The following is a 22,664-nucleotide window of genomic DNA, read 5'->3' on the forward strand; positions in this document are numbered from 1 at the left end:
ATTATGTTGTTAATTAATTAAACTGCGCTACTTTTTAAATAACACACTGTAATGGGCATATTGAATAATGTGCAATTAAAGTGTTTTGTGAGTCTAAGGAGATATGGATGAAACTGAATAAAACGTTTTTAGCTGTCGCAGCTGCACTTCCGTTGTTAAGCAGTGCTGTGGTTGCCGACACTGTCAGCTCGGCTGATCTGAAAGAGCGTGTTTTCGGCTCAGTGTTCGGTGAGTATTACATGCCGGATACCGATAAAACGGAATCTGCCGCCTGGAACTACATGGAAAAAGACTGGGGCTACGGCGTTGAACTGGGTTATTACCTGACAGAAAATTGGGCACTGCGCGCTGAATTTGCCAAACTGGATTTAAAATCAAAACTGGATGGCTCTGACGCTGACGGCAACCGTATTGGTATAGATGCAATGTATCATCTGCCCAGCATGTCTTCTGTTTACTTAGTGGGTGGTTTAAAACGTTTTGATGCGGTACAAAATACCACAGCGTTAAATCTGGGTGTGGGCTATAAACATTTCTTCAATCAAAACTTTGCGTTATTTGCTGAAGCCAACCGTTATCAGGGCATTGATGAATCATATGGTGATGCCGGTATTAAACTGGGCATGACCTATGTGTTCGGCACCGCAGCAGCAAAAGCTGCGCCAGCGCCAGCACCTGCACCAGCCCCCGCGCCTGCGCCGGTCCCTGTTCAGGCAGCCCCGGTAGATTCAGATGCTGACGGCGTTGTTGATAGCATGGACCGCTGTGCAGACACCCCGGCAATCCATAAAGTGGATGCGACCGGCTGTACAATTTATGAAGAGAAAATGGCCGGCGTTGGTGATATCGATATCGAAGTACGCTTCCCATTTGACTCTGCCGTTGTACCACAGAGCCAGCGCTCTGACGTAGAAAACCTGGGCGCTTTTATGCAGCGCTTCACTGAATCAACAGTGATGATTGAAGGTCATGCGTCTAACACCGGTAATCCGGCATACAACATGCGCTTATCTGAGCGTCGTGCCAATGCCGTTGCCGACATGCTGAAGCAGGAATTTAATATTGCAGCGTCGCGTATTACCGCGGTAGGTTATGGTGTAACCCGCCCCCGCGTTGAAGGTAACACCGCTGAGGCACACGCGGCTAACCAGCGCATAGAAGCTAAAGTCACCGCGAAAATTAAAGAGCCTGTATTACGTTAATCGTACCAGTGTAAAAAAAGCCGCTGCAAATCAGCGGCTTTTTTATTATCCGCCGGCAACATCGATATTAACGCTACGCGATTAAAATAAGCTGTGCTAGCATGCGATTCTGGTGTGCCAGTCTTGCCACCGTGATATATCAGCGAGTCTGTTAAAATTAACCGCAACGTCACAGCATGGATGTAGTAATGGCTAAGTGGAGTTGGAGTTTATTATGCTTAAATATCATCAGCTGCTGGCGATAGCCGCCACCCTCAGTAGTTTTTCCAGCCTGGCGCAACAACCGGCCGTGGTGTCGCTAAGCCCAAATTCTCATGTTTGTAACGCTGAAGCTGAGGTAGCACGTTTGGCGCAAAGCGAACAGTTACGCGAAATGGCACGGGCATTGGTTGAGTTTAAACCGACCAAATACTGTTTTATTCTGCCAGATGCTGCCAGTGTGACTTTGCTGGAACAACAGCCCGGCTACATTAAATTTGATTACAAATCGCAGGTGCTATACACCTTCAGCAACTATGTGGTCGCCGCCAGCCATTAAAGTTTTGCCAGTCACCGCCGATAGCTGGGTATCCCCGGTTCAGAGTTAGCGCTATGCAACCTTACCTATCGACCTGGCTGTTGGCAACGCTGTGCCTTGTGTTAAGCCATGCCGCTCAGGCAGTGTCCGCCAGCACGGAGCAACACTTTACCAGCGACCTGCTGCGGCAGTTGCCTGCTGATGAAATAGTGCAGCTTAGCGCTGAACAACAGCAGTTTATCCTGCTGCAACGCCAGCCAATGACCAGCTACACTAAAGGCACGGCCATTTTGCTACCCGACGGCCATGAGCATCCGGCCAGTCCGAAACATATTAATAGGTTACGACAACAGTTAAACGACCTGGGCTGGCATACACTGGCACTGATGCCACCACAGCTGCCAGCCAGTTTAGCCCAAGCGGAAACCTTGCAGACTTATCAGCAGCAGTTACAGCAGCGGCTCAACGCGGCGCAGCAACAGGCACAGTCAAATCCCGGCGTGACCATTGTTATTGCCCAGGGCAGCAGTGCCGCAATATTAAATCAGCTATACGCCAGTGCAAGCCTTGCTGAACCGGCCGCATTTATTATGTTGGGCGCCTATCTGCCGGACGACACCTTAAACCGCGACATGGCCAAAGCGTTGGCCACACACCAGGTGCCGACTTTGGATATCAGCCATAATCTGGATAACCGCTTTGTTGCTGCCAACTTGCTATTACGTCGTCAGTTGGCTAACAAACATTTGAAAGCCGTATATCGGCAACGACAGCTAACAGGTTCTGGTTACCAGGCGGATGTACAGCACTGGGTACAAAAAGAAATTTACGGCTGGTTAAATTCAGTGGGTTTATAGGGTCTTAGCGGCTGCTACGTTGCTGTTTAATCAACTCATAGGCTGCCTGAATGTCCTGAGTACGGCGTTTGGCAACATCCAACATCTCTGCCGGCACCCCTTGCGCCATCAGTTTATCCGGATGATGTTGCGCCATCAGCTTGCGGTAAGCCTTTTTCAGTACAGTGTCGCTGACGTCGGCCGTAACCCCCAGCAATTGATAAGCATCCTGCAGCCGCGCCACGCCGTTATCACGTGGTGCCCGGCCGGACGAAAACCGGCTTTGCGCCTGGTAAGCCTGCAGCAGCCGTTCCAGATGCGCCTGGCTGAAGTTCAGATAGCCCGCTACCTGCTGCAACAGGCTATATTGCCCCGCCGTCATCTGACCATTTACACAAGCGGTGCTAAGCTGGATCTCCAGAAACAGCTGTAATACATCTTTGCGTCGGCGATAAGTCTGATAAAAATGTTGCAGCTGCTGCCGCAATGGAAAATTAACCGCCTTACCGTCACGAAACGCCGCCTGCGCTTCTTTTTGTTGAGCCTCACTTAAGCCCAACTGTTGCATGTACTGGCTGGCCTGCTGAATATGGGCCGTGGTCACCACGCCGGTGGCTTTGGCAATATGCCCCATCGCCGCGAAGGTGGTATAGCGGAACAACCCCTGTTCATCAGCACTGTCATTAAATAAACCATTAAAACCACCATGGCGTTCAAATTGCTGTTTAAAGGCTTTGTCAAACCAATGCCCTATCAACACACCGATAAGCAAACCTGGTAGTTTTAGCAACGCCAGACCAAACAACGCGCCGAGAATTTTACCCCACACAATATACTGTCCTTTCACAGTGAATAACCGCAGCAGCAGAAACTGAGCTGCCACAATAGCCGCTGTACTATATCGGATTAGCAGGATTTCTAAAATTGATTTATCATAGCAAGTCCGCTGTAAGCATAACGCTGATAAAACAAAAAGTAAGGCATGAGTAGCTGCATGAAGCATGGGTTAGCTGTGGTTTTTTTTCTTCCGGTCGTCACTGCCAGCTCACTGCTGTATGCACAAGCCGAGCCCGCTGTCTGCTATCTGCCATTGCAGCCGCCAGCAGCCTTTACGGCACTGGACAGCACCGATCCGGCCGTGCGTATTACCTCTGACCAGGTTAGCCTGACGGACAACCAGCAAGCTAATTTTGACGGCAATGTGCAAATCAGCTACCGCGATACCTTACTTCTGGCACCCAAAGCCAACTTTAGTAGTGCGAGCCAGCTAATGCATGCCGAGGGCGGCATTAACTATTTTAATCAGGCGTTGCAAGTTAGCGGCTCTGTATTCAGCGCCAATTTACAGCAGAACCAAGCCCGGCTCGATGACGCCAGCTATCGCTTTTTGGCGCAGGCAGGACGTGGCTATGCTGCGGCACTAACCGCCACCGAACAAGAAGTGATGTTGGACGATGCGCTGTTTACCACCTGCCCACAACAAGACAACAGCTGGGCATTACACGCCAGTGAGATCAATATTGAAACCGATGCAGGCTGGGGCGAAGCCCGGCATGCCGTTTTTAAAATAAAAGACATTCCGGTGCTGTACCTGCCTTACATTACCTTTCCGGTCAATGAAGAACGACGCTCCGGGGTGTTATTGCCCAAGTTTGGCAGCTCGCAAAAGCTTGGTGTCGACGTTGAGCTCCCTTATTATCTGAATCTGGCAGAAAACTATGATCTGACGCTAACGCCGCGCTATATGAGTAAACGCGGTGCCCAGCTGAAATCTGAGTTTCGCTATTTAACAGAGCAGCATCAGGGTAACCTGCAGTTAGAGTATCTGAACTCAGACAATGAAAAGCCTGACAATTTTGGTGCCCGCTATCTGGGCCATCTTAGCCATTTAAGTGATTTCACACCGCAACTGCGCGGCTATATCGACTTTACCGATGTCAGTGACGATGCGTACCTAAGCGAACTCGGCTCCGACTACAGTAATCAAAGCGATACCCAGTTATTACGCGAAGCCGCACTAAGCTATTACGGCGAGCAAGTGCACAGCCAGCTAAGGCTGCAGGGGTTTGAAATTCTCGGCAACTATAACAAGGCCTACAGCGCCCTGCCGGAATTGAGTTTATCTTCTGCCAAACCGCTAAAGTTGCTACCCTGGGTCGACTTTTCCTGGCAGGCACAGTACGCCCACTTTCGTAACAATACCGCCAGCATTACCGATGCCGACCGGGTACATATTGAGCCTACGGTAACATTGCCTTTTATCACGCCGGCTTTTGAACTGACGGCCGAAACCAGCCTGCTGTACACTTACTATCAACAAGACGTTACGCAACAGTCCAATAGCACTATCGCCGACTCGGTCAGCCGCACTGTGCCGAAACTGCGGATTTACTCCCGGCTTAATCTGGAGCGCGAATATGACTGGTTTGGTGAAGACGCCTTGCAAACGTTTGAACCACAGATCCAGTATCTTTACATCCCGTATCGTGATCAAAGCATGATTGGCCAGTATGACAGCGTCAGGTTGCAGGATGATTATCACGGCTTGTTTCGGGTTAACCGCTACTCTGGTTTAGACCGCATTAACGAAGCGAATCAACTTACCGTCGGCTGGACCAGCCGCTTTTACGACAATGTTGATAATGAGCTATTTCGTTTTAGCCTGGGCCAAATCTTTTTTCTGGCCAATCCCACTGTGCAACCCGATGAACCGGATGATTTAAGCTCAACTGAATCTATGCTGGCATCTGAGCTGATTTGGCACTGGTTTGAAAAATGGTACTTCAGTTCAGCATTACAGTACGACATAGACAACGATAAACTGATGAAAAGCAGCGCCTCGCTCGACTATCGCGCCAGTGATAAAAGTTTGTTTCAGTTGAACCATAGATACAGCCGCGCAGTCTCAGGTCTGGAAATACAGCAACTGGGCGTGCTCGGTACCACAGCAATAGCAGATAACTGGCAGCTGGTGGGCAGTTACTATCGTGATGTGACAAATCATCGTATGATAGACGCCAGTTTGGGCTTGCAGTATGAATCTTGCTGTTGGGCCGTGCGTTTGGTTGCCAAACGCCAGTTGCTGACCGATCTTGAACTGCCATTAGACCGTTTTAACCAGGCCAGCCAGCTGGATACCAGTATAGGCATACAATTTGTGCTGAAGGGCTTTGGCGATCGCGCCGGCTTTGGTGTTACCGATATGCTGTCTAACGGCATCTTCAGTTACCGGCGGCCTTATTTATTAACTAATTGATGTAGGAATTTATGAAGTTATCCCAACTACTCGCGGCAGCACTGTTGTGCTGTACCAGTGTCGGCAGCCTGGCGGCTGAACGCGAAATCGACAGAGTCGCAGCCATAGTTGATAACAGCGTGGTACTGCAAAGTGATATCTCCGACATCGTAAATCGTGTTAAGCGCAATGCCGAGGCTCAGGGCCAGACCTTGCCCTCTGATGCGGCCCTGCGCACTCAGGCATTAGAGCGGTTAATCCTAAACAGCCTGCAGTTACAAATGGCCCAGCGCATGGGGTTACAAATCAGCGATGCACAGCTTGACGACACCATCCGCAATATTGCCCAGGGCGAAAAACTGTCACTGGAGGCATTTCGCCAGCAAGTTGTTGCCGAGGAAGGCGATTACGAACGTTTCCGTGAGCGCTTACGCGAAGAAATGATCACCGGTGAAGTAATACGCGCTAACGTACAGCGCCGTGTCTATATCAGCCCGCAGGAAATTGACAGCGTCATCAAACTGATGGAAGAGCAAGGCGCCAGTAATGAACAATATAATCTGGGTCATATTCTGATTGCCGTACCTAGCCAGGCGACGACGGAAGACATCAATTCTGCCAAAGAGCGCGCCGACAAAGTCATGGAGTTGCTGCGTGATGGCAGTGATTTTAAGCGTATTGCTATCGCGTCCTCATCAGGTGCTAATGCATTGGAAGGCGGAGATTTGGGCTGGATGAACATTAACGAAATGCCGACGCTGTTCTCTGAGGCGATCCGCGGACGGAAAAAGACCGATATTGTCGGGCCACTGCGCTCTGGTGCCGGTTTTCATATTCTGACCATTTTTGATATCCGCGGTGAAAACGTGGCCGACATCAATGAAGTGAAATCGCGCCATATTTTAGTTAAACCCTCGATTATTCTTAGCGAAGAACGTGCCCGCACCATGCTGACAGAGTTCGCCGCTAAAATTCGTGCCGGCGAAGCCGATTTTGCCGAACTGGCCAAGCAACATTCTGAAGATCCCGGTTCAAAGTTAAACGGCGGTGAATTGGGCTGGAGCGAGCCTGATGTCTTTGTACCGGCGTTTCGTGACACGCTTAACCGTCTACAAATCAATGAAATAAGCGAGCCATTTCGCACTGAACACGGCTGGCATATTGCCCAGGTACTGGATAAACGCACCGTTGATGCCACCGCAGACAAGAAACGCGAACAAGTGTACCGGATGATTTTCAACCGCCGTTACAACGAAGAAGTGCTCAACTTTCAGCGCGAGCTGCGTGCCGAGGCCCACATTGAAGTGCTGACGGAGAACTAAATGACACTGCGTATCGGCGTCACACCGGGAGAACCTGCAGGGATAGGCCCGGATCTGGTAATAAAACTGGCACAGCAAGACTGGCCGGTTGAACTGGTGGTATGCGCTAATGCAAGCTTGCTGACAACACGGGCAGAGCAATTAGGCCTGCCCCTGCAGTTACTACCTTATAATGCTGACGCCACACCACGACCTCAGCGGGCCGGCACCCTGACACTGGCCGATTTCGCTTTAGCCGAAGCGGTGACGCCAGGCCAGCTAAACGCCGCCAACGGCCGCTATGTTGTCGATACCCTAAGCTTTGCCGGCGAAAAGTCGATTAGCGGTGAATTTGCCGCTATCGTCACCGGCCCTGTGCATAAAGGCATTATTAATCAGGCCGGTATTCCGTTTAGTGGCCATACTGAATTTTTTGCCCAGCAGTCCAATACGCCTTATGTTGTCATGATGCTGGCAACCGAGGGTTTACGCGTTGCGCTGGCGACGACGCATATTCCGCTGGCTTATGTGGCCAAGGCCATTACACCAGACCGGCTGACCAAAGTGATCAGTATATTGCATCAGGATTTACAGCAGAAATTTGCCATTGCCAGGCCGCGTATTTATGTTTGTGGTTTAAACCCACATGCCGGTGAAGATGGCCACCTGGGCCGGGAAGAGCTGGACATTATTATTCCTACCCTGCAACAGCTACGGCAAACCGGCATGGATCTGGTTGGGCCTTTACCGGCAGACACACTGTTCCAGCCGAAATACCTGCAAGACGCTGATGCTGTATTGGCGATGTATCATGATCAGGGTTTGCCGGTGTTAAAACATATGGGCTTTGGCCGCTCAGTAAATATTAGTCTGGGCTTACCGCTGATCCGCACGTCAGTTGATCACGGTACGGCACTGGATCTGGCCGCTACCGGTAAAGCCGACGCCGGTAGCTTATTTCATGCCGTAAACCAGGCCATAGCACTGGCCACCAAAACGACGATTTCTCATGACTGATAACGTACACCAGGGCCATCGCGCCCGTAAGCGCTTTGGCCAGAACTTTCTCCATGACCCTCAGGTCATCGGTCGTATTGTCAAAGCCATTGCCCCCAAGCCAGATGATACCTTGGTTGAAATAGGCCCAGGTTTAGGCGCACTGACAGAGCCAGTGGCTGAGGCGGCGGGCCATCTGACGGTCATAGAGCTGGACCGCGATCTGGCAGAGCGCTTGCAGCAGCACCCGCTGCTGGCCGGTAAGCTGACCATCCATCAGGCGGATGCGATGAAATTTGATTTCACCAGCCTGCTGCATGGCGGCAAAAAGCTAAAAGTGTTTGGTAACTTACCTTACAACATTTCCACGCCTTTGCTGTTCCATTTATTTCAGTACGCTGATTTAATTGAAAATATGCACTTTATGCTACAAAAAGAAGTGGTACAGCGAATGACAGCAACACACGGCAGCAAAGCTTTTGGCCGCTTAAGTGTGATGACACAATACTATTGTCATGCGATGCCAGTAGTGGAAGTAGGCCCAGGGGCCTTTAAACCTGCCCCTAAAGTAGACTCCGCCGTGGTAAGGTTATTGCCTAAAGCCGTGGCTGACCGGGCCCAGGTACCGGCTGACGTGTTAAACCGGGTGTGTCTGGAAGCCTTTAACCAACGCCGTAAAACCATTCGCAATTGCTTTAGCAATTTTGCCAGCGCCGAACAGCTCGCGCAGCTGGGGCTGGACCCATCGCTGCGGCCAGAGCAGCTCAGTGTAGAAGATTTTATTAAAGTAGCAACCTGGTTGCATCAACACGAGAGCACAGTATGAGCTCGCATTTCCACGTCCCGGTAGATGTTGAAACCTTTTATATCGCGGCACAGTCTGATCCGGCAGCACAGCGCTATGTCTTTGCTTATACCATTACCATACGTAACCTTAGCAGCGACACGGTAAAATTGTTAAGCCGCTATTGGCTGATCACCGACGCCAATGGCAAACAAACCGAGGTAGAGGGTGACGGTGTCGTCGGCGAGCAACCGGTACTGGCTCCCGGTAGCAGCTATCGCTATACCAGTGGCGCTGTACTGGATACACCAGTTGGCACCATGGAAGGCCATTATCAGATGATAACCTCCACTGAGCAGCGGTTTAATACCGCTATACCGCTGTTTCGTCTGGCTATGCCTAATATCCTCAACTGATGGCAACCTATGTTATTGGCGACCTGCAAGGCTGTTATGACGCCTTGCAACGGTTATTACAACACATCAACTTTGATACACAGCGCGACAAGTTGTGGTTGTGCGGCGATCTGGTCGCCCGTGGTCCACAATCACTGGAATGTTTGCAGTTTGTTAAAGCCCTAGGCTCAAGCGCGGTGACGGTGCTTGGCAATCATGATTTGCACCTTATTGCCTGCCATTTCGGCTTTAGCACGGTTAAGCCGCAAGATAAATTGCAGCCACTGTTCGCCAGCCCGCAGCGGGATGAGCTAATCCACTGGCTTTGCCAGCAACCGCTGCTGTACCAAAGTGCCGATCAGCGTTACACTTTAGTGCATGCCGGTTTGGCGCCGGAATGGACCCTAAGCCAGGCGCTGGCGATGAGCGCAGAAGTACAACACCAACTGCAAACTGAGCCCCGCCGGTTACTGCAAGTGATGTATGGCAACAAGCCTGAACGCCTGGCAGAGGCGACAACGGAGCAGCAGCGTTGGCGCTTTACAATTAATGCCTGCACCCGAATGCGTTTTTGCCGTCAGGATGGTTCACTGGAGTTAAAAGAAAAAGGCCATCCACGCCAGCAAACCCAGCTGATCCCCTGGTATGAATTCTGGCGCAACCGGCTGCACACTGAGCTGTTTTTTGGTCACTGGGCCGCATTAAACGGCTATAGTCCGGTAGCCAATATTCATGCTCTGGATACAGGTTGTGTCTGGGGCAATGCTCTGACCGCTTATTGTCTCGAAACACAGCAGCGTTATAGTGTGGCAGGGATAGAACGAACACGGTATATTTGACACTATTATCGCTACTTTAAATAAGTGCCTGCTTTAACGGCACAAACTGCACACAATGGGAGTTATTATGAAGTTAACCGTTGCATTACGGATTATCGGCGGCTTTGGTATTATTTCGTTACTCCTGCTGGTTATTGGCGCGACATCTTATGTCAGCCTGAACAATATCAGTACCTCTACCGCAGAAGTTAACGAAGTGTCGATACCGGCGCTGGAAAACAGTGCCCAAATGCAAAGCGAGTTTGTCATTATGAGCAAACTAAGCTTGCAGGCTTTTAATGCGACCTCGCTGGAAGACGTTGGCTCAATGCGCCAGCAGTTTAATACTGAACAACAGCGTTACCAACAGGCATCGGCCCAACTGGCCACAGCAGTGCAACACAATGCACCGCTAAAAGCGGCAGCCCAGACCGTAGCACAGGCCTACGACAGCTTTATTCCCGTCACCACAGCGTTATTTGCCCAACTGGAAAATAACCTGAAACTGCGCGACGGCATAGACAGCAAATTGTCTGATTTGGAAATGCATGCTGATGATATGGCGTCATTAATCCTGGACTTTACCGATGTACGTGATGTACAGCGCCGTTTCCCTCGCTCCTACCAGGCCGCTACCAGTATGGAAACCGGTATTAATACGCTGATCAGCAATGTGGTCGATTTAAACCGCACCCTGTCAGATACGACGGCCAATACCATTGCGAATGAAATCGCCTTTCGTTTAAAAGATCTGAATGACCAGTTTGCCGTTATAGAGGCAGAAACCGCAGGCCAGATTAACCTGATCGCAGATTTAGCCGAAAAAGTAGCTGAAATTAACACCCTGCTGGCAGGCAATAATAGTATTGTCGACATGAAAACGCAGCGTTTACAAAGCAGTGCAGAAGCAACGCGCCTGCTTGCCTCTGCCGAGGAGCAAACGGCCAGTGCCATGACCAGCCTGGCAGGATTACTGACGCAAGCCCGTAATGCGGCTGAAGGCATTCAGCGCGACGCCGCAACTGGGGTGGCTAATGCAATTACCACCATTTTTATCGTAGTGGTTGTCTCTATCGTGTTAGCAATCGTCATCGCCTATATCACAGTGAAGAGCATTAAGAACCCGCTGGACAAGGTCAATGCGATTCTGGGTGTGGTTGCATCCGGTGATATGACGCAAAAACTGGATGATAGCGCGAAAGACGAGTTCGGCGAGCTGGCCAGAAACTGCAACAAAGTGATTGCTAACCTGCAGCAGTTAATTCAGGGTATTATTTCCCGCTCTACGCAATTGGCAGCAGCATCCGAGCAAACCTCAGCCATTACGGTACAAACCACCCAGGCTATCCGTGAACAAAAATCACAGGTTACCCAGGCTGCTACGGCAACCACTGAAATGAGCAGCACAGCGCAAGGCGTATTACAAAGCTCAAATGATGCCGTAGCCGAGATTAAGAATGCCGATAGCGAAGCCGAGCGGGTTAAAGGTATTTCACTGGAAAACAAGGCCATAATTTTGCAACTGTCGCATGAAGTTGAGCAGGCGTCAGTGGTGATAAACAAACTGCACAAAGACAGCGCTTCAATTGGCGGCATTCTGGATGTGATCCGCGGTATTGCTGAGCAGACTAATCTGCTGGCATTAAACGCCGCCATTGAAGCCGCCCGCGCCGGCGAGCAGGGTCGCGGCTTTGCCGTAGTGGCTGATGAGGTGCGCTCGTTAGCTAGCAAAACGCAGGCTTCAACCCAGGAAATTCAGGCAATGATACAAGTGCTGCAAAGTGGTGCACACGCTGCCGTTGAGGCCATGAATAAGGGTAAGCAACAGGCGGAAAACTGCGTTGAAAAAACCGAAGTTGCTACCAAGGCACTGGACTCTATAACCCATGCTGTCCATTTAGCTCATGATATGAGTGAGCAGATTTCTGATGCGGCTAAAGAGCAGAATCAGGTTTCCCATGAAATCAGTAAACTGCTGGAGTCTATAGTTTCTATTGCTGAGGAAACCGCCTCAGGTGCCGAGCAAACCTCTGAGTCAAGCCACGAAGTCGCTCGCCTGGCCGAAGAGCTACGGGTTTCGGTAGAGCAATTTAAGGTGTAAATTTAGCGTCTGTAAAAAAACCGCCAGCAGGCGGTTTTTTTATTATAAGGTGCTGTTAGCTACCAGCGCGCTCTTTTAGCACTGCCAGTAGCGGTGATGCTGAATAACCGTTGGCTTCAGCCCAGGCGATATCGCCAGAGTCTGCCACAGCGGAGCCCGGTAGCTGCTTGGCAATAAACTCGCCGACATCTGCAGCATTACTTTTAAAAGCGTGCCGTAGCAAACTTTCGCCATTACACACCACGCCGTCATAGATATTCCGTAGTCGTAAACGGTAATCGCTTAACACTTTACGCAACCGATTCTTGTCATCCGCTGCTACATAGTCACACATAGAAGCAGCTAACTGATCATCTGCTACTGCAACCGGCGCCGATAACAGCGACAACGTCACAGCGACACCACAAAACAAAGTTGGCAATAATCTCATTTACTACTCCTCACTGAATATAACCTGAATCATCTTAGCAAGATGTGTTAACCGGTGCAAATAAGCACCGCTATCTGTCGATACGCTCCAGTGTGCGAAAGCAACAGGCGTAAGGATTATACTGATCAGCCGGCTGTTCACTCTGCTGTGTCACCTGCCAGTCTGCCTCGGCTAAGTAGTCAGGGAAGTGCGCATCCCCCTCGGTTACCAGGTCAATATCAGTCAGGTATAAGCGTTGAGCCAGTGGCAATGCCTGGCGGTAAATTTCAGCGCCACCAATAATCATAACTTCATCATATTGCTGTAACAGATCAAGCGCTTGCGCCAGACTGGTTACCCACTCGGCGCCGCGTTGTTCAGGCGGTACACTGCGACTAATCACAATATTACGCCTGCCGGGTAATACCCGGCCGATAGAGTCGAACGTTTTGCGCCCCATCACCACCGGCTTACCCAGGGTTACTGCTTTAAAATGTTTTAAATCGGCAGGCAGATGCCATGGCATCTGATTTGCTTTGCCGATCACCCGATTGGCAGCCATCGCTGCCACCATAGCAATAATCATCTGCCACCTTAGCGCTGATAAATCACTTCAACATCATAGTCATCGTCGTCAAAATCATCATCATCGTCGTCTTCATCGACAACCTGCTGAATATCGGTCGGACTGTCATCCCATTTAAAGCTTACCGGATCAGCGACCGGTTCAGCTGGTTTATCCGCTGGCAGCAATTCAATATAGTTCAGAATATCTGCCGACAGACGCTCAGTATTGGTGCGACTGGCTGCAGCAATCTTAAATACCGGCCCCTCCCAGTTCAACGCTGTCGTAACTTGCTCGATGATGTCTTCAAGCTCATCTTCCATCACCAAGTCCAGTTTGTTAAACACTAACCAGCGCGGTTTGGCTGCCAGCTTTTCGCTGTACTTGGCAAGTTCCTGCACTATCGTCACGGCGTTTTCTGCCGGATCTGAACCATCAGCCGGTAACACATCCACCACATGTAATAACAGCCGGCAGCGTTCCAGATGCTTTAAAAATTGAATGCCTAAACCGGCACCTTCAGCGGCGCCTTCAATTAACCCGGGAATATCAGCGATAACAAAAGAGCGGTGTGATTGCACCCGCACCACGCCCAGGTTAGGCACTAAAGTAGTAAAGGGATAGTCCGCCACTTTTGGCTTAGCTGCCGACACTGCACGGATCAGTGTCGATTTACCGGCGTTAGGCAAGCCGAGTAAACCAACATCGGCCAGTAGCAACAATTCCAGCCGTAAATTGCGGATCTCACCCGGTGTGCCATTGGTCTTTTTGCGTGGTGCTCGGTTGGTGCTGGTAGCAAAACGGGCGTTACCCAAGCCATGCCAGCCGCCTTTCGCCACGCGCAAACGCTGACCATTACGGGTAAGGTCACCAAGCACTTCGTCGGTATCAACATCAACGGCACGCGTGCCTACCGGCACCCGCAACTCCAGATCTTTACCACGTTTGCCGGTACAGTTAACGCTGCCGCCATTCTCACCGCGTTCAGCCCGGTGAAATTTTTCAAACTGATAATCGACCAGCGTATTCAGGTTTTCATCGGCAACCAGGTAGACATCACCGCCGTCACCGCCGTCGCCGCCGTTAGGGCCGCCCTTAGAAATAAACTTTTCACGTAAAAAACTGATAATACCGTTACCACCGTCACCGGCTTCAACTCGGATTATCGCTTCATCTACAAACTTCATCGGGTGCGTCCTGATTAATCAGCTTAATGCCAGCAAACATAACTCTGGCGATAAGTATAACTTAGGTTATTGAATGGCGTTAAAAAAGTCCAGCTGTGCGGCTTTAGCGCGCCGTTGTAATAAAAAACCCCGCACCAGGCGGGGTTTGTCTGAAGTTGGGCAGCTTATTCGCTGACGATGCTCACAAACTTACGGTTGTGCTCACCTTTCACTTCAAATTTCACTTTACCTTCAGTTAAAGCGAATAAAGTATGATCTTTACCGATACCAACGTTAGTGCCGGCATGGAATTTAGTACCACGCTGACGCACGATGATGCTACCAGCTAAAACAGATTCGCCACCGAAGCGCTTAACACCTAAGCGTTTAGCTTCTGAATCGCGACCGTTACGAGTGCTACCTACACCTTTCTTACTTGCCATGTGTCGATACTCCTGTTACGCGCTGATGCTGGTAATTTTCACTTCAGTGAACCACTGGCGGTGGCCCATCTGCTTGCGTGAATGCTTACGACGACGGAACTTAACGATCTTAATTTTATCGCCACGGCCATGAGTGACCACTTCCGCTACTACTTTACCACCTTCAACTAAAGGTGCACCGATTGCGATGTCTTCGCCATTAGCGACCATCAACGGTGTAAATTCGATTGTTGCGCCGGTTTCTAAGTCTAATTTTTCTAGACGTAGAGTTTGACCTTCCGTCACACGGTGCTGTTTACCACCACTTTGGAAAACCGCGTACATAGTTAACTCCGTACAAAGCACGCCATCGCTTGATAAGGGGCGTGTTAATTCAATTCACAGGGCGCGAATTGTACGCAATTTCCCCTACCCCCGCAAGTAGAAATATAAAAAAGATCACTGCACTAAGAAAAGGATCCGGTTTTGCTTTGGGACTGGCCGGGCCATAGTGTAGAATTGGCGCCATTCTTTGGTTTAAGCAGTTGTTTTTCATGACGCTCGAACAAATCCAACAGCTATCGTCTGCCGATATGGCTGCGGTTAATGCGCATATATTTTCGCAGTTAAACTCCGATGTCGCCCTGATCAACCAATTAGGCATCTATATCGTTAACAGCGGTGGTAAACGCCTGCGGCCTTTGCTGGCCGTGCTGGCCGCGCGTGCCCTGGGTTACCAGGGTACTGCTCATGTTACTGTTGCCGCTATCATCGAGTTTATTCATACCTCAACCCTGTTGCACGATGACGTGGTGGATGAGTCTACGCTGCGCCGCGGTAAGCAAACCGCTAACGCAGTGTTTGGTAATCAAGCCAGTGTACTGGTCGGCGACTTTCTGTACAGCCGATCTTTCCAAATGATGGTGTCATTAAATGATATGCGCATTATGCATATCCTGGCTGACGCCACTAACATTATCGCTGAAGGTGAAGTGCTACAGCTGATGAATGTTAATGATCCGCAGACCACCGAGCAAAGCTACATGCAGGTCATATACTGCAAAACGGCCAAACTATTTGAAGCCGCCACCCAATTAGCCGCTATTATCGCGCAGCAACCTGAAGCTGTGGTGAACAGTATGAAATTATACGGTATGCATTTAGGCACGGCTTTCCAGTTAATTGATGACGTACTGGATTACCAGGCAGACGCTGCAGAACTGGGCAAGAATATTGGCGATGATCTGGCTGAAGGCAAACCGACCTTACCGTTAATCCACGCGCTGAAGCACGGCAGCCCTGCACAGCAGCAGCTTATTCGCGACGCGATAACCGAAGGTAACGGCTTGGCAAATCTGGATGCCATTATGACGGCGTTAAACGAAACGGATGCCTTTGGCTACACCCGTAAGCTGGCCGAGCAGGAAGCCGAAAAAGCCCGCCTGGCGCTAACGGTGTTACCTGAGTCTGATTATAAACAGGCGCTATTAGCCCTGGCCGACATTGCAGTATCGCGCTCGCATTAGCCTCTAAGGCTAAAGGCAACAAAAAAGGCGCCGCAGCGCCTTTTTTTGTTGCTGAATAACTTAGTTATTCTTTACAAACTCTTCACCTAAAGTGATATCGGCCTGTAATGTTGGCAGCATATCGGTCATGGCTTTTTGCTCATAAGCGCTTAAAGAGCCGATAGGTAGTAATTTTTCAACGCCGTTTTTACCCAGCACTAATGGCTGAGCAAAGAAACGCGCGTATTCACCTTCGCCTTCAACATAAGCGTATTCGGTCACGGCCTCGCCCTGCAAGCCTTTGATCAAAGAGATACAAAAGCGCGCAGCAGCCTGGCCCATTGATAAGGTTGCCGATCCGCCACCGGCTTTAGCTTCTACCACTTCAGTGCCGGCATTCTGAATGCGATGCGTTAAAGAGGCGACCTCTTCATCAGTGAAGCTGACACCCTCTACCTGAGACAGTAATGGCAGAATAGTAGTACCGCTGTGACCACCAATAACAGGCACTGTTACCTGGGTTGGATTTTTGCCTTTTAACTCACCAACAAAGGTTTCAGCACGGATTACATCCAGTGTAGTTACGCCAAATAAACGACGCGGGTCGTAAGTACCGGCCTTTTTAAACACATCTGCAGCTATTGCCACAGTGGTATTTACCGGGTTAGTGATAATACCTACCAATGCCTTCGGACACTGCTGCACTATGGCCTCAGCTAAGGTTTTTACCACACCGGCATTGATATTAAATAAATCAGAGCGATCCATACCCGGCTTACGTGGCATACCGGCTGGGATCATCACGATATCGGCACCAGCCAGCGCTGTGTTCAGGTCCTCTTTACCATAGCCCGTTACTTTGACAGCAGTAGGGATATGACTTAAGTCAACCGCGACGCCCGGCGTTACCGGCGCCAGATCATACAATGCTAAATCTGTGCCCGCAGGTAAGTCTAATTTCAGCAATAACGATAATGCCTGGCCAATACCACCGGCGGCACCTAATACGGCAACTTTCATGATTATCTCCCTTGAGAACGCTTGAATGGAAAAACGCGCCAACAATACTGAAACCGCGCCGAAAATACAAATAGCTTACGCCTAAAGTCTAAGCATTTTAGCCAATTTTAGTGTACTTTACTTCACAAAGTGTGCCGTCGCCTGCACAAAGTGTATCTGACAATGAACTTTGCTAAGATAACAGCACAACAAAAAGAGGTAAAAGCGTTGTATGACTAAACAAGCCAAGCAGGAAGCCCTAATCCAGGCTTTTAAAGCCTTACTTAAAACAGAAAGCTTTGGTTCCCAGGGTGAAATTGTTGATGCGCTGAAAAACGATGGTTTTGATAATATCAGTCAGTCAAAAGTGTCACGCATGCTCAGCAAATACGGCGCCGTAAGAACCCGTAATGCCAAGCAAGAAATGGTGTATACCCTGCCACCAGAGTTAGGGGTTCCGACAACCAAAAGCCCACTGCGGCAGCTGGTGCTGGATATAGAACACAATGATGTGATGATCATCATCCGTACCAGCCCGGGCGCCGCACAGTTAATCGCGCGTTTGCTTGACTCAGTAGGTAAAGCAGAAGGCGTGCTGGGCACTATTGCCGGCGACGATACTATCTTTATTGCCCCCAAAAGCATTAAACAGATAGACGCCACTTTAAAAAAAGTCACCGAATTATTTGAAAAAGTTTAGTCAGCTCAGGCTGTACCGTTGGCAGACAGCTCCAGAAAACTGATTGAAGGTGCAAAGAAAGCAGCACTGAGTTCAATGCGATGATAATTTAGCAGAAGGTCATAGCCGGCACCCGGCGTATGCAAACCTAGCCGCCGTAATAATTGCTGGTGCAAGGCCTCTGCAGTGGCCGCATAGCCCAGTTGTAACAACCCTTGCTGCTTCAGCTGGTAATACGGCATATTTTGCTGCAGTACACTCGGTAACGGCGCATGTTCCGGGCGCATTATTGCAGTATGGCTGTCTGGCAAGATTAGGGGCAACGGCCTGGCACTGACTTTGTCACAGCCCATAATATCTTCCTGCTCGGCCACACTCAGCCGTTGCCATGGCGCAGGTTCAAACTGTAGCTGTTGTAAATAGATATAACTGCCTGCTGCAAATAATGGCTGTTCTGCCGCGCTCACCAGCGCAACCTGTCGTTTCGCTCTGGCTTTTGGATTATAAGGTGCATCAATAAAGCCGGTTAAGTGACGGCCATCCAGATAGCGGAAGCACTGGATCAAGTCAAGTACATCAATATGACCTTGCAATAACTGCAGTACTTGTTGTGCCGCTATAACATTCACATCCAACCGGTCAGACCGGATCTGGATCAGTAAATCAACCGGTATTGTCGACAAGCCTATGCCATCAGCGCACAGTTCCGGGAAAGCGTGTAAGCCTGCCGGTCTTGCGTCTGGGTAGAGTAAATCCCAGAAGTTGCTGCCAACGGCCACCACGCTGCTTAACATCGCTTCGGAAAAGTGATTAGCCAGTCGGTCAAACAACTGCGGTATGCGTGCCAGTTTATGTCGCAGCGCGTTTTCCTGTCCTTCCAGAGCATTTAATAACAAGTAGCTGCCATGCAGGTTTGCTTCAGTGCATATTCCCAGTTGCTCTCTGGCCATACTAATCCTTTTTTATCCTGTTACATCACAGGCTATTGTACGACATAACGACTTTAACGCCCGACATCTTGTGAGACATATCTCACAAACAAGTAAGTTTAAACGCTATTTCATCTCAGATGCCATAAGATAAAAAACACTTAACCATATGATTATAAACACAATAAACCACAAAATTGGTTATTTACAATAATATTACAGCGTACTTTTTTCAAAAAAGCCATGCTGCTATCACGCTGAAAAGTTCATAATTAACTTGTCGACGGATAGACCCCTCTGACAGGACGTTAGCGGGTAAGCGCAGGATGCGTTGTCTGGCTAGGATAGCACAAGGATGATGTTCAGACATGCTCAGGATGGGCTGAAATAGCAAACTCTTCACAAGCGCTGAAGATCACAAGGATGGCGCAGGACACTCTCAGGATGAGAGCGCATTGGCAGGATGACAATGCTTAAGGATGACAGGACAGGCAAGACGCCTTGAGGAACACTCCGGGAAGGAGCCAGGGACGAAATGCTACGGACAGTATCGACAGGATGACGAAACAGGACCTTAGGTGGCCGCGCAGTTTGCGGCCCACCTTCTTGTCATATCCCCCCAGCTAGTTGTTCTGTTGCATGCCAACACCTCTCTCAACATTTTTACGCTTAGCTTTTATTATCAAAGCGCTGTTGATAAGCGGCAAAATCCGGCACCTCACGTTGATAGTTTTGCTGATACAAACTGGAATGAATAATAAAATCTGCCGTCGCCTGGTTGCAGGCCACCGGTATATTCCACACTACGGCTAAACGGATCAGTGCTTTAACGTCGGGATCGTGCGGCTGCGATGACAAAGGATCCCAGAAAAACACCAGCCAGTCTATTTTTTGCTCGGCGATCATGGCGCCGATTTGCTGATCCCCTCCCAGCGGACCACTTGCCAGGCAGTGTACCTGCTGCTGCAAAGCAGTACTGATCAGCTTGCCGGTGGTGCCAGTCGCCACCAGTTGCTTGTCAGCAAAGAACGCTTTGTGCGTTGTTACCCAGTCCAACAAGGCTTGTTTCTTACCGTCATGAGCAACCAGGGCTATTGTGTTCATTTTGCCATGCTCCAATTACAGAAAACCGCAGCTTAACGCGAAAAAAAAGCCCTGCATAGCAGGGCAAAACAACCAAGGTCCACGTATAACATCGTTATTGGTCAGCGGGTACAGCCGCTTCTGGCGTACTGTACAGCTTTAACCACATCATTCTTTGGGTTACTGCTCTGACGCGATACGTTTCATCGCTGTCATATAACCACGTAATTTCTTCCCTACTACTTCTACCGGATGCTGGCGGATAGCCTCGTTTACGGCGATCAGCTGCAGGTTATCGACACCATTGCTGGTACTAAAACCTTTACCGATATAGTCACTGCTTAACCCATTTACCAGATCTTTTAATAAAGGTACTGCTGCATGCGCGAACAAATAGTTGCCATACTCCGCAGTATCTGAAATTACCACATTCATCTCATACAAGCGTTTACGCGCTATGGTATTGGCAATCAATGGCGTTTCATGCAACGACTCATAATAGGCCGACTCAGCGACGATGCCGGCGTCTACCATGGTTTCAAACGCTAGCTCAACGCCGGCTTTCACCATTGCCACTAACAATAAACCACGGTCAAAATAGTCCTGCTCGGCAATCTTCTCATTCGACACCGGCGCCTGTTCAAAGCCGCAACTGCGGGTTTGTTCACGCCAGGTCAGCAGGTTTTTATCATCATTAGCCCAGTCAGCCATCATGGTGCGCGAGAACTCACCACTGATAATATCGTCCATATGTTTTTCAAATAATGGCCGCAATGTATCTTTTAACTGCTCAGCCAACTCAAATGTTTTTATTTTAGCTGGGTTGCTCAAGCGGTCCATCATATTGGTTATACCGCCATGCTTCAGTGCTTCTGTTACCGTTTCCCAGCCATACTGAATTAACTTAGCGGCATAGCCAGCTTCCACGCCATCAGCTACCATTTTGTCGAATGCTAAAATAGCACCGGTTTGTAACATACCGCACAGGATAGTCTGCTCACCCATCAGGTCAGATTTTACTTCAGCCACAAAAGATGACTGCAGCACCCCCGCCCTGTCTCCCCCCGTTGCCGACGCGTATGCTTTGGCAATGTCTAAGCCCTGTCCTTTGGGATCATTCTCCGGGTGCACCGCTATTAATGTTGGTACCCCAAATCCTCTTTTATATTCTTCCCGCACTTCCGTTCCCGGGCACTTAGGTGCCACCATCACTACAGTGATATCAGGCCGGATTTGCTTGCCTTCTTCAACAATATTAAATCCATGCGAATAAGCCAAAGTGGCACCCTGCTTCATCAGCGGCATAACAGCGTCTACCACAGCGCTGTGCTGTTTATCCGGTGTCAGGTTTAATACTAAGTCTGCTGTCGGGATCAATTCCTCATAGGTGCCGACCGCGAAACCATTCGCTGTGGCTTTTTGGAACGACGCCCGTTTTTCGGCGATGGCTTCTGCGCGCAGTGCATAGCTGATGTTTAACCCCGAGTCACGCATATTCAGGCCCTGGTTTAAACCTTGAGCACCACAGCCAACAATCACGATATTCCAGCCTTTCAACAGCTCACAGCCATTAGCAAACTCAGACTTGTCCATAAAGCGACACTGCGCCAGCTGGCCTAACTGCTGACGTAAATTCAGCGTATTAAAATAATTTGTCATGTTACTTCTCTAAATTCGTTTTAACCGCTCTAACCTGTCCGGTGAGCATAAGCAGTATGGTATGCCTGCTTTAATGGTTTAATACTAGCGGCTGATTTTAATTGCGTGAAGTGATATATTTAGAACTCTGTATTTCAATTTGTGAAATTAAAACGGGACGCTATGGATATTCGCAGTGCACAACTGTTCCAACATCTGGCTAGTAGCCTGAACTTCAGCAAAACCAGTGAGCAGATGTATGTTAGTCCGCCGACATTGACACGGGTGATCCAACGGTTGGAAGAGGAACTGGGTACAGCATTATTTTTTCGCGACAAGCGTTCCGTCCGGCTGACACCGGCTGGCCAGCGTTTTGCCCATTTTGTCCGCACCTGGCTTGACGAATGGCATCAGCTACAGGTCGATTTGCAATTAGCCAGTGCCGAGCTCACCGGCGAAATCCGTCTCTTTTGTACCGTTACGGCCAGTTACAGTCATTTGCCTGCCATTCTGGACCGGTTCCGCTTAATGTGTCCGAAAGCAGAAATAAAGCTGACTACCGGCGATGCGGCCTCGGCAATTGAAAAAGTTCGGTTGGATGAAGTGGATATCGCCCTGGCGGCACACCCGATGCATCTGCCAGCCAATTTAGCCTTTAAAAGTATCGCCAACTTACCAGTAATGCTGATCGCGCCCACCATTCCATGCAAGGTGAATGACTTACTGCAACAAAAGCCGGTGCCCTGGGATAAAGTGCCGCTGATTATGCCGGAGCATGGCCCGGCACGCAGCCGCTTTGATCGCTGGCTGCATGATAGTGGCATAACGCCGCAAGTGGTGGCCAAGGTAGATGGTCATGAAGCGATGGTATCGATGGTGGCGCTGGGCACCGGTGTCGCACTGGTCGCAGATGCCGTTGTAATACACAGCCCGGTAAAAGACCGGGTAAGGCTATTGGAGCTGGATTATCGCTTTGAGCCGTTTGACTTGGGCGTATGTATGCTGAATAAACGGCTACATGAGCCGCTTATTCAGGCATTCTGGCAGGTGGCAACTGCCAAGGCAGACATCAGCCGCTAGTTGG

Annotated in this window: 23 protein-coding genes; 13 read left to right on the forward strand and 10 right to left on the reverse strand. The window is 49.8% G+C overall.

Going from position 1 to position 22,664, the window contains the following annotated elements; translation table 11 throughout:
* The first annotated feature begins 107 nt into the window (after positions 1–107).
* The 3 genes from EYB30_RS12665 to EYB30_RS12675 all read left to right on the forward strand — a co-directional run bounded on the left by EYB30_RS12665 (position 108) and on the right by EYB30_RS12675 (position 2,576).
* Positions 108–1,202, forward strand: a complete 1,095-nt coding sequence (locus tag EYB30_RS12665; protein ID WP_166839264.1) for an OmpA family protein — start codon at positions 108–110, stop codon at positions 1,200–1,202.
* A 214-nt stretch (positions 1,203–1,416) separates the two neighbouring features.
* Entirely contained in the window at positions 1,417–1,740 is a 324-nt protein-coding gene (locus EYB30_RS12670; RefSeq protein ID WP_166839265.1) for a hypothetical protein, read from the forward strand.
* A 53-nt stretch (positions 1,741–1,793) separates the two neighbouring features.
* Positions 1,794–2,576, forward strand: coding sequence for a DUF3530 family protein (locus tag EYB30_RS12675; protein ID WP_166839266.1), 783 nt, complete (start codon positions 1,794–1,796; stop codon positions 2,574–2,576).
* Between the two features lie 4 nt (positions 2,577–2,580).
* Here EYB30_RS12675 and djlA read toward each other — a convergent pair whose 3' ends face one another.
* A complete protein-coding gene (gene djlA, locus EYB30_RS12680) occupies positions 2,581–3,402 on the reverse strand; it encodes a co-chaperone DjlA (protein ID WP_241698023.1) in 822 nt (273 codons plus the stop codon).
* Between the two features lie 165 nt (positions 3,403–3,567).
* Between djlA and EYB30_RS12685 the strand changes: the two genes are divergently transcribed.
* The 7 genes from EYB30_RS12685 to EYB30_RS12715 all read left to right on the forward strand — a co-directional run bounded on the left by EYB30_RS12685 (position 3,568) and on the right by EYB30_RS12715 (position 12,185).
* Complete coding sequence (locus tag EYB30_RS12685; protein ID WP_241698024.1) at positions 3,568–5,811, forward strand: LPS-assembly protein LptD; 2,244 nt, start codon at positions 3,568–3,570, stop codon at positions 5,809–5,811.
* Positions 5,812–5,822: 11 nt separating this feature from the next.
* A complete protein-coding gene (gene surA / locus EYB30_RS12690; RefSeq protein ID WP_166839268.1) occupies positions 5,823–7,112 on the forward strand; it encodes a peptidylprolyl isomerase SurA in 1,290 nt (429 codons plus the stop codon).
* A complete protein-coding gene (gene pdxA / locus EYB30_RS12695) occupies positions 7,113–8,108 on the forward strand; it encodes a 4-hydroxythreonine-4-phosphate dehydrogenase PdxA (protein WP_166839269.1) in 996 nt (331 codons plus the stop codon).
* Complete coding sequence (rsmA, locus tag EYB30_RS12700; protein WP_166839270.1) at positions 8,101–8,913, forward strand: 16S rRNA (adenine(1518)-N(6)/adenine(1519)-N(6))-dimethyltransferase RsmA; 813 nt, start codon at positions 8,101–8,103, stop codon at positions 8,911–8,913. The genes pdxA and rsmA overlap by 8 nt, the downstream gene beginning before the upstream one ends.
* The gene (apaG, locus tag EYB30_RS12705) at positions 8,910–9,287 is read left to right on the forward strand and encodes a Co2+/Mg2+ efflux protein ApaG (protein ID WP_166839271.1); all 378 of its coding nucleotides are present in this window, start codon (positions 8,910–8,912) and stop codon (positions 9,285–9,287) included. The genes rsmA and apaG overlap by 4 nt, the downstream gene beginning before the upstream one ends.
* Entirely contained in the window at positions 9,287–10,105 is an 819-nt protein-coding gene (locus EYB30_RS12710; protein ID WP_166839272.1) for a symmetrical bis(5'-nucleosyl)-tetraphosphatase, read from the forward strand. The genes apaG and EYB30_RS12710 overlap by 1 nt, the downstream gene beginning before the upstream one ends.
* Before the next feature lie 67 nt (positions 10,106–10,172).
* A complete protein-coding gene (locus tag EYB30_RS12715) occupies positions 10,173–12,185 on the forward strand; it encodes a HAMP domain-containing methyl-accepting chemotaxis protein (RefSeq protein WP_166839273.1) in 2,013 nt (670 codons plus the stop codon).
* 55 nt (positions 12,186–12,240) lie between these two features.
* On the opposite strand, the gene EYB30_RS12720 is transcribed toward EYB30_RS12715, so the two are convergent.
* The 5 genes from EYB30_RS12720 to rplU form a co-directional block, all read right to left on the reverse strand.
* Positions 12,241–12,615, reverse strand: a complete 375-nt coding sequence (locus EYB30_RS12720; RefSeq protein WP_166839274.1) for a DUF3718 domain-containing protein — start codon at positions 12,613–12,615, stop codon at positions 12,241–12,243.
* A 70-nt stretch (positions 12,616–12,685) separates the two neighbouring features.
* Positions 12,686–13,180: a type 3 dihydrofolate reductase gene (folA, locus tag EYB30_RS12725; protein ID WP_166839275.1), complete on the reverse strand. Its 495-nt coding sequence runs from the start codon at positions 13,178–13,180 to the stop codon at positions 12,686–12,688.
* Between the two features lie 8 nt (positions 13,181–13,188).
* On the reverse strand, positions 13,189–14,346 hold the full coding sequence (gene cgtA / locus EYB30_RS12730; RefSeq protein WP_166839276.1) for an Obg family GTPase CgtA: 1,158 nt from the start codon (positions 14,344–14,346) through the stop codon (positions 13,189–13,191).
* Between the two features lie 164 nt (positions 14,347–14,510).
* The gene (rpmA, locus tag EYB30_RS12735) at positions 14,511–14,768 is read right to left on the reverse strand and encodes a 50S ribosomal protein L27 (protein ID WP_008220951.1); all 258 of its coding nucleotides are present in this window, start codon (positions 14,766–14,768) and stop codon (positions 14,511–14,513) included.
* A gap of 15 nt (positions 14,769–14,783) precedes the next feature.
* Positions 14,784–15,092: a 50S ribosomal protein L21 gene (rplU, locus tag EYB30_RS12740; protein WP_166839277.1), complete on the reverse strand. Its 309-nt coding sequence runs from the start codon at positions 15,090–15,092 to the stop codon at positions 14,784–14,786.
* Between the two features lie 209 nt (positions 15,093–15,301).
* On the opposite strand from rplU, the gene ispB reads away from it, so the two are divergent.
* Entirely contained in the window at positions 15,302–16,273 is a 972-nt protein-coding gene (gene ispB, locus EYB30_RS12745) for an octaprenyl diphosphate synthase (protein WP_166839278.1), read from the forward strand.
* Positions 16,274–16,333: 60 nt separating this feature from the next.
* Here ispB and mdh read toward each other — a convergent pair whose 3' ends face one another.
* Positions 16,334–17,272, reverse strand: a complete 939-nt coding sequence (mdh, locus tag EYB30_RS12750; protein WP_166839279.1) for a malate dehydrogenase — start codon at positions 17,270–17,272, stop codon at positions 16,334–16,336.
* Positions 17,273–17,483: 211 nt separating this feature from the next.
* On the opposite strand from mdh, the gene argR reads away from it, so the two are divergent.
* Positions 17,484–17,951 carry a transcriptional regulator ArgR gene (argR, locus tag EYB30_RS12755; protein WP_166839280.1) on the forward strand — a complete coding sequence of 156 codons (468 nt, stop codon included), beginning with the start codon at positions 17,484–17,486 and terminating at the stop codon, positions 17,949–17,951.
* A gap of 5 nt (positions 17,952–17,956) precedes the next feature.
* Here the strand turns inward: argR and EYB30_RS12760 are convergent, their stop codons facing one another.
* From EYB30_RS12760 to ilvC, 3 genes are all read right to left on the reverse strand, one after another.
* Positions 17,957–18,880 (reverse strand): Dyp-type peroxidase, encoded by a 924-nt coding sequence (locus EYB30_RS12760; RefSeq protein ID WP_166839281.1) that lies wholly within the window; start codon positions 18,878–18,880, stop codon positions 17,957–17,959.
* Positions 18,881–19,528: 648 nt separating this feature from the next.
* Positions 19,529–19,963 carry a methylglyoxal synthase gene (locus EYB30_RS12765; RefSeq protein WP_166839282.1) on the reverse strand — a complete coding sequence of 145 codons (435 nt, stop codon included), beginning with the start codon at positions 19,961–19,963 and terminating at the stop codon, positions 19,529–19,531.
* A 159-nt stretch (positions 19,964–20,122) separates the two neighbouring features.
* On the reverse strand, positions 20,123–21,601 hold the full coding sequence (ilvC, locus tag EYB30_RS12770; RefSeq protein ID WP_166839283.1) for a ketol-acid reductoisomerase: 1,479 nt from the start codon (positions 21,599–21,601) through the stop codon (positions 20,123–20,125).
* A gap of 162 nt (positions 21,602–21,763) precedes the next feature.
* On the opposite strand from ilvC, the gene ilvY reads away from it, so the two are divergent.
* Positions 21,764–22,660, forward strand: a complete 897-nt coding sequence (gene ilvY, locus EYB30_RS12775; RefSeq protein ID WP_166839359.1) for an HTH-type transcriptional activator IlvY — start codon at positions 21,764–21,766, stop codon at positions 22,658–22,660.
* The last annotated feature ends 4 nt before the right edge of the window (positions 22,661–22,664 follow it).

The organism is Rheinheimera pleomorphica, assembly GCF_011634895.1.
GTDB lineage: Bacteria > Pseudomonadota > Gammaproteobacteria > Enterobacterales > Alteromonadaceae > Alishewanella > Alishewanella pleomorphica.

Bases quoted from the DNA above. Each gene is read 5' to 3' on its own strand.
- EYB30_RS12665 (WP_166839264.1), top strand. From the start codon at position 108: ATGAAACTGAATAAAACGTTTTTAGCTGTCGCAGCTGCACTTCCGTTG.
- EYB30_RS12670 (WP_166839265.1), top strand. From the start codon at position 1,417: ATGCTTAAATATCATCAGCTGCTGGCGATAGCCGCCACCCTCAGTAGT.
- EYB30_RS12675 (WP_166839266.1), top strand. From the start codon at position 1,794: ATGCAACCTTACCTATCGACCTGGCTGTTGGCAACGCTGTGCCTTGTG.
- surA (WP_166839268.1), top strand. From the start codon at position 5,823: ATGAAGTTATCCCAACTACTCGCGGCAGCACTGTTGTGCTGTACCAGT.
- pdxA (WP_166839269.1), top strand. From the start codon at position 7,113: ATGACACTGCGTATCGGCGTCACACCGGGAGAACCTGCAGGGATAGGC.
- rsmA (WP_166839270.1), top strand. From the start codon at position 8,101: ATGACTGATAACGTACACCAGGGCCATCGCGCCCGTAAGCGCTTTGGC.
- apaG (WP_166839271.1), top strand. From the start codon at position 8,910: ATGAGCTCGCATTTCCACGTCCCGGTAGATGTTGAAACCTTTTATATC.
- EYB30_RS12710 (WP_166839272.1), top strand. From the start codon at position 9,287: ATGGCAACCTATGTTATTGGCGACCTGCAAGGCTGTTATGACGCCTTG.
- EYB30_RS12715 (WP_166839273.1), top strand. From the start codon at position 10,173: ATGAAGTTAACCGTTGCATTACGGATTATCGGCGGCTTTGGTATTATT.
- EYB30_RS12720 (WP_166839274.1), bottom strand. From the start codon at position 12,615: ATGAGATTATTGCCAACTTTGTTTTGTGGTGTCGCTGTGACGTTGTCG.
- folA (WP_166839275.1), bottom strand. From the start codon at position 13,180: ATGATTATTGCTATGGTGGCAGCGATGGCTGCCAATCGGGTGATCGGC.
- cgtA (WP_166839276.1), bottom strand. From the start codon at position 14,346: ATGAAGTTTGTAGATGAAGCGATAATCCGAGTTGAAGCCGGTGACGGT.
- rpmA (WP_008220951.1), bottom strand. From the start codon at position 14,768: ATGGCAAGTAAGAAAGGTGTAGGTAGCACTCGTAACGGTCGCGATTCA.
- rplU (WP_166839277.1), bottom strand. From the start codon at position 15,092: ATGTACGCGGTTTTCCAAAGTGGTGGTAAACAGCACCGTGTGACGGAA.
- ispB (WP_166839278.1), top strand. From the start codon at position 15,302: ATGACGCTCGAACAAATCCAACAGCTATCGTCTGCCGATATGGCTGCG.
- mdh (WP_166839279.1), bottom strand. From the start codon at position 17,272: ATGAAAGTTGCCGTATTAGGTGCCGCCGGTGGTATTGGCCAGGCATTA.
- argR (WP_166839280.1), top strand. From the start codon at position 17,484: ATGACTAAACAAGCCAAGCAGGAAGCCCTAATCCAGGCTTTTAAAGCC.
- EYB30_RS12760 (WP_166839281.1), bottom strand. From the start codon at position 18,880: ATGGCCAGAGAGCAACTGGGAATATGCACTGAAGCAAACCTGCATGGC.
- EYB30_RS12765 (WP_166839282.1), bottom strand. From the start codon at position 19,963: ATGAACACAATAGCCCTGGTTGCTCATGACGGTAAGAAACAAGCCTTG.
- ilvC (WP_166839283.1), bottom strand. From the start codon at position 21,601: ATGACAAATTATTTTAATACGCTGAATTTACGTCAGCAGTTAGGCCAG.
- ilvY (WP_166839359.1), top strand. From the start codon at position 21,764: ATGGATATTCGCAGTGCACAACTGTTCCAACATCTGGCTAGTAGCCTG.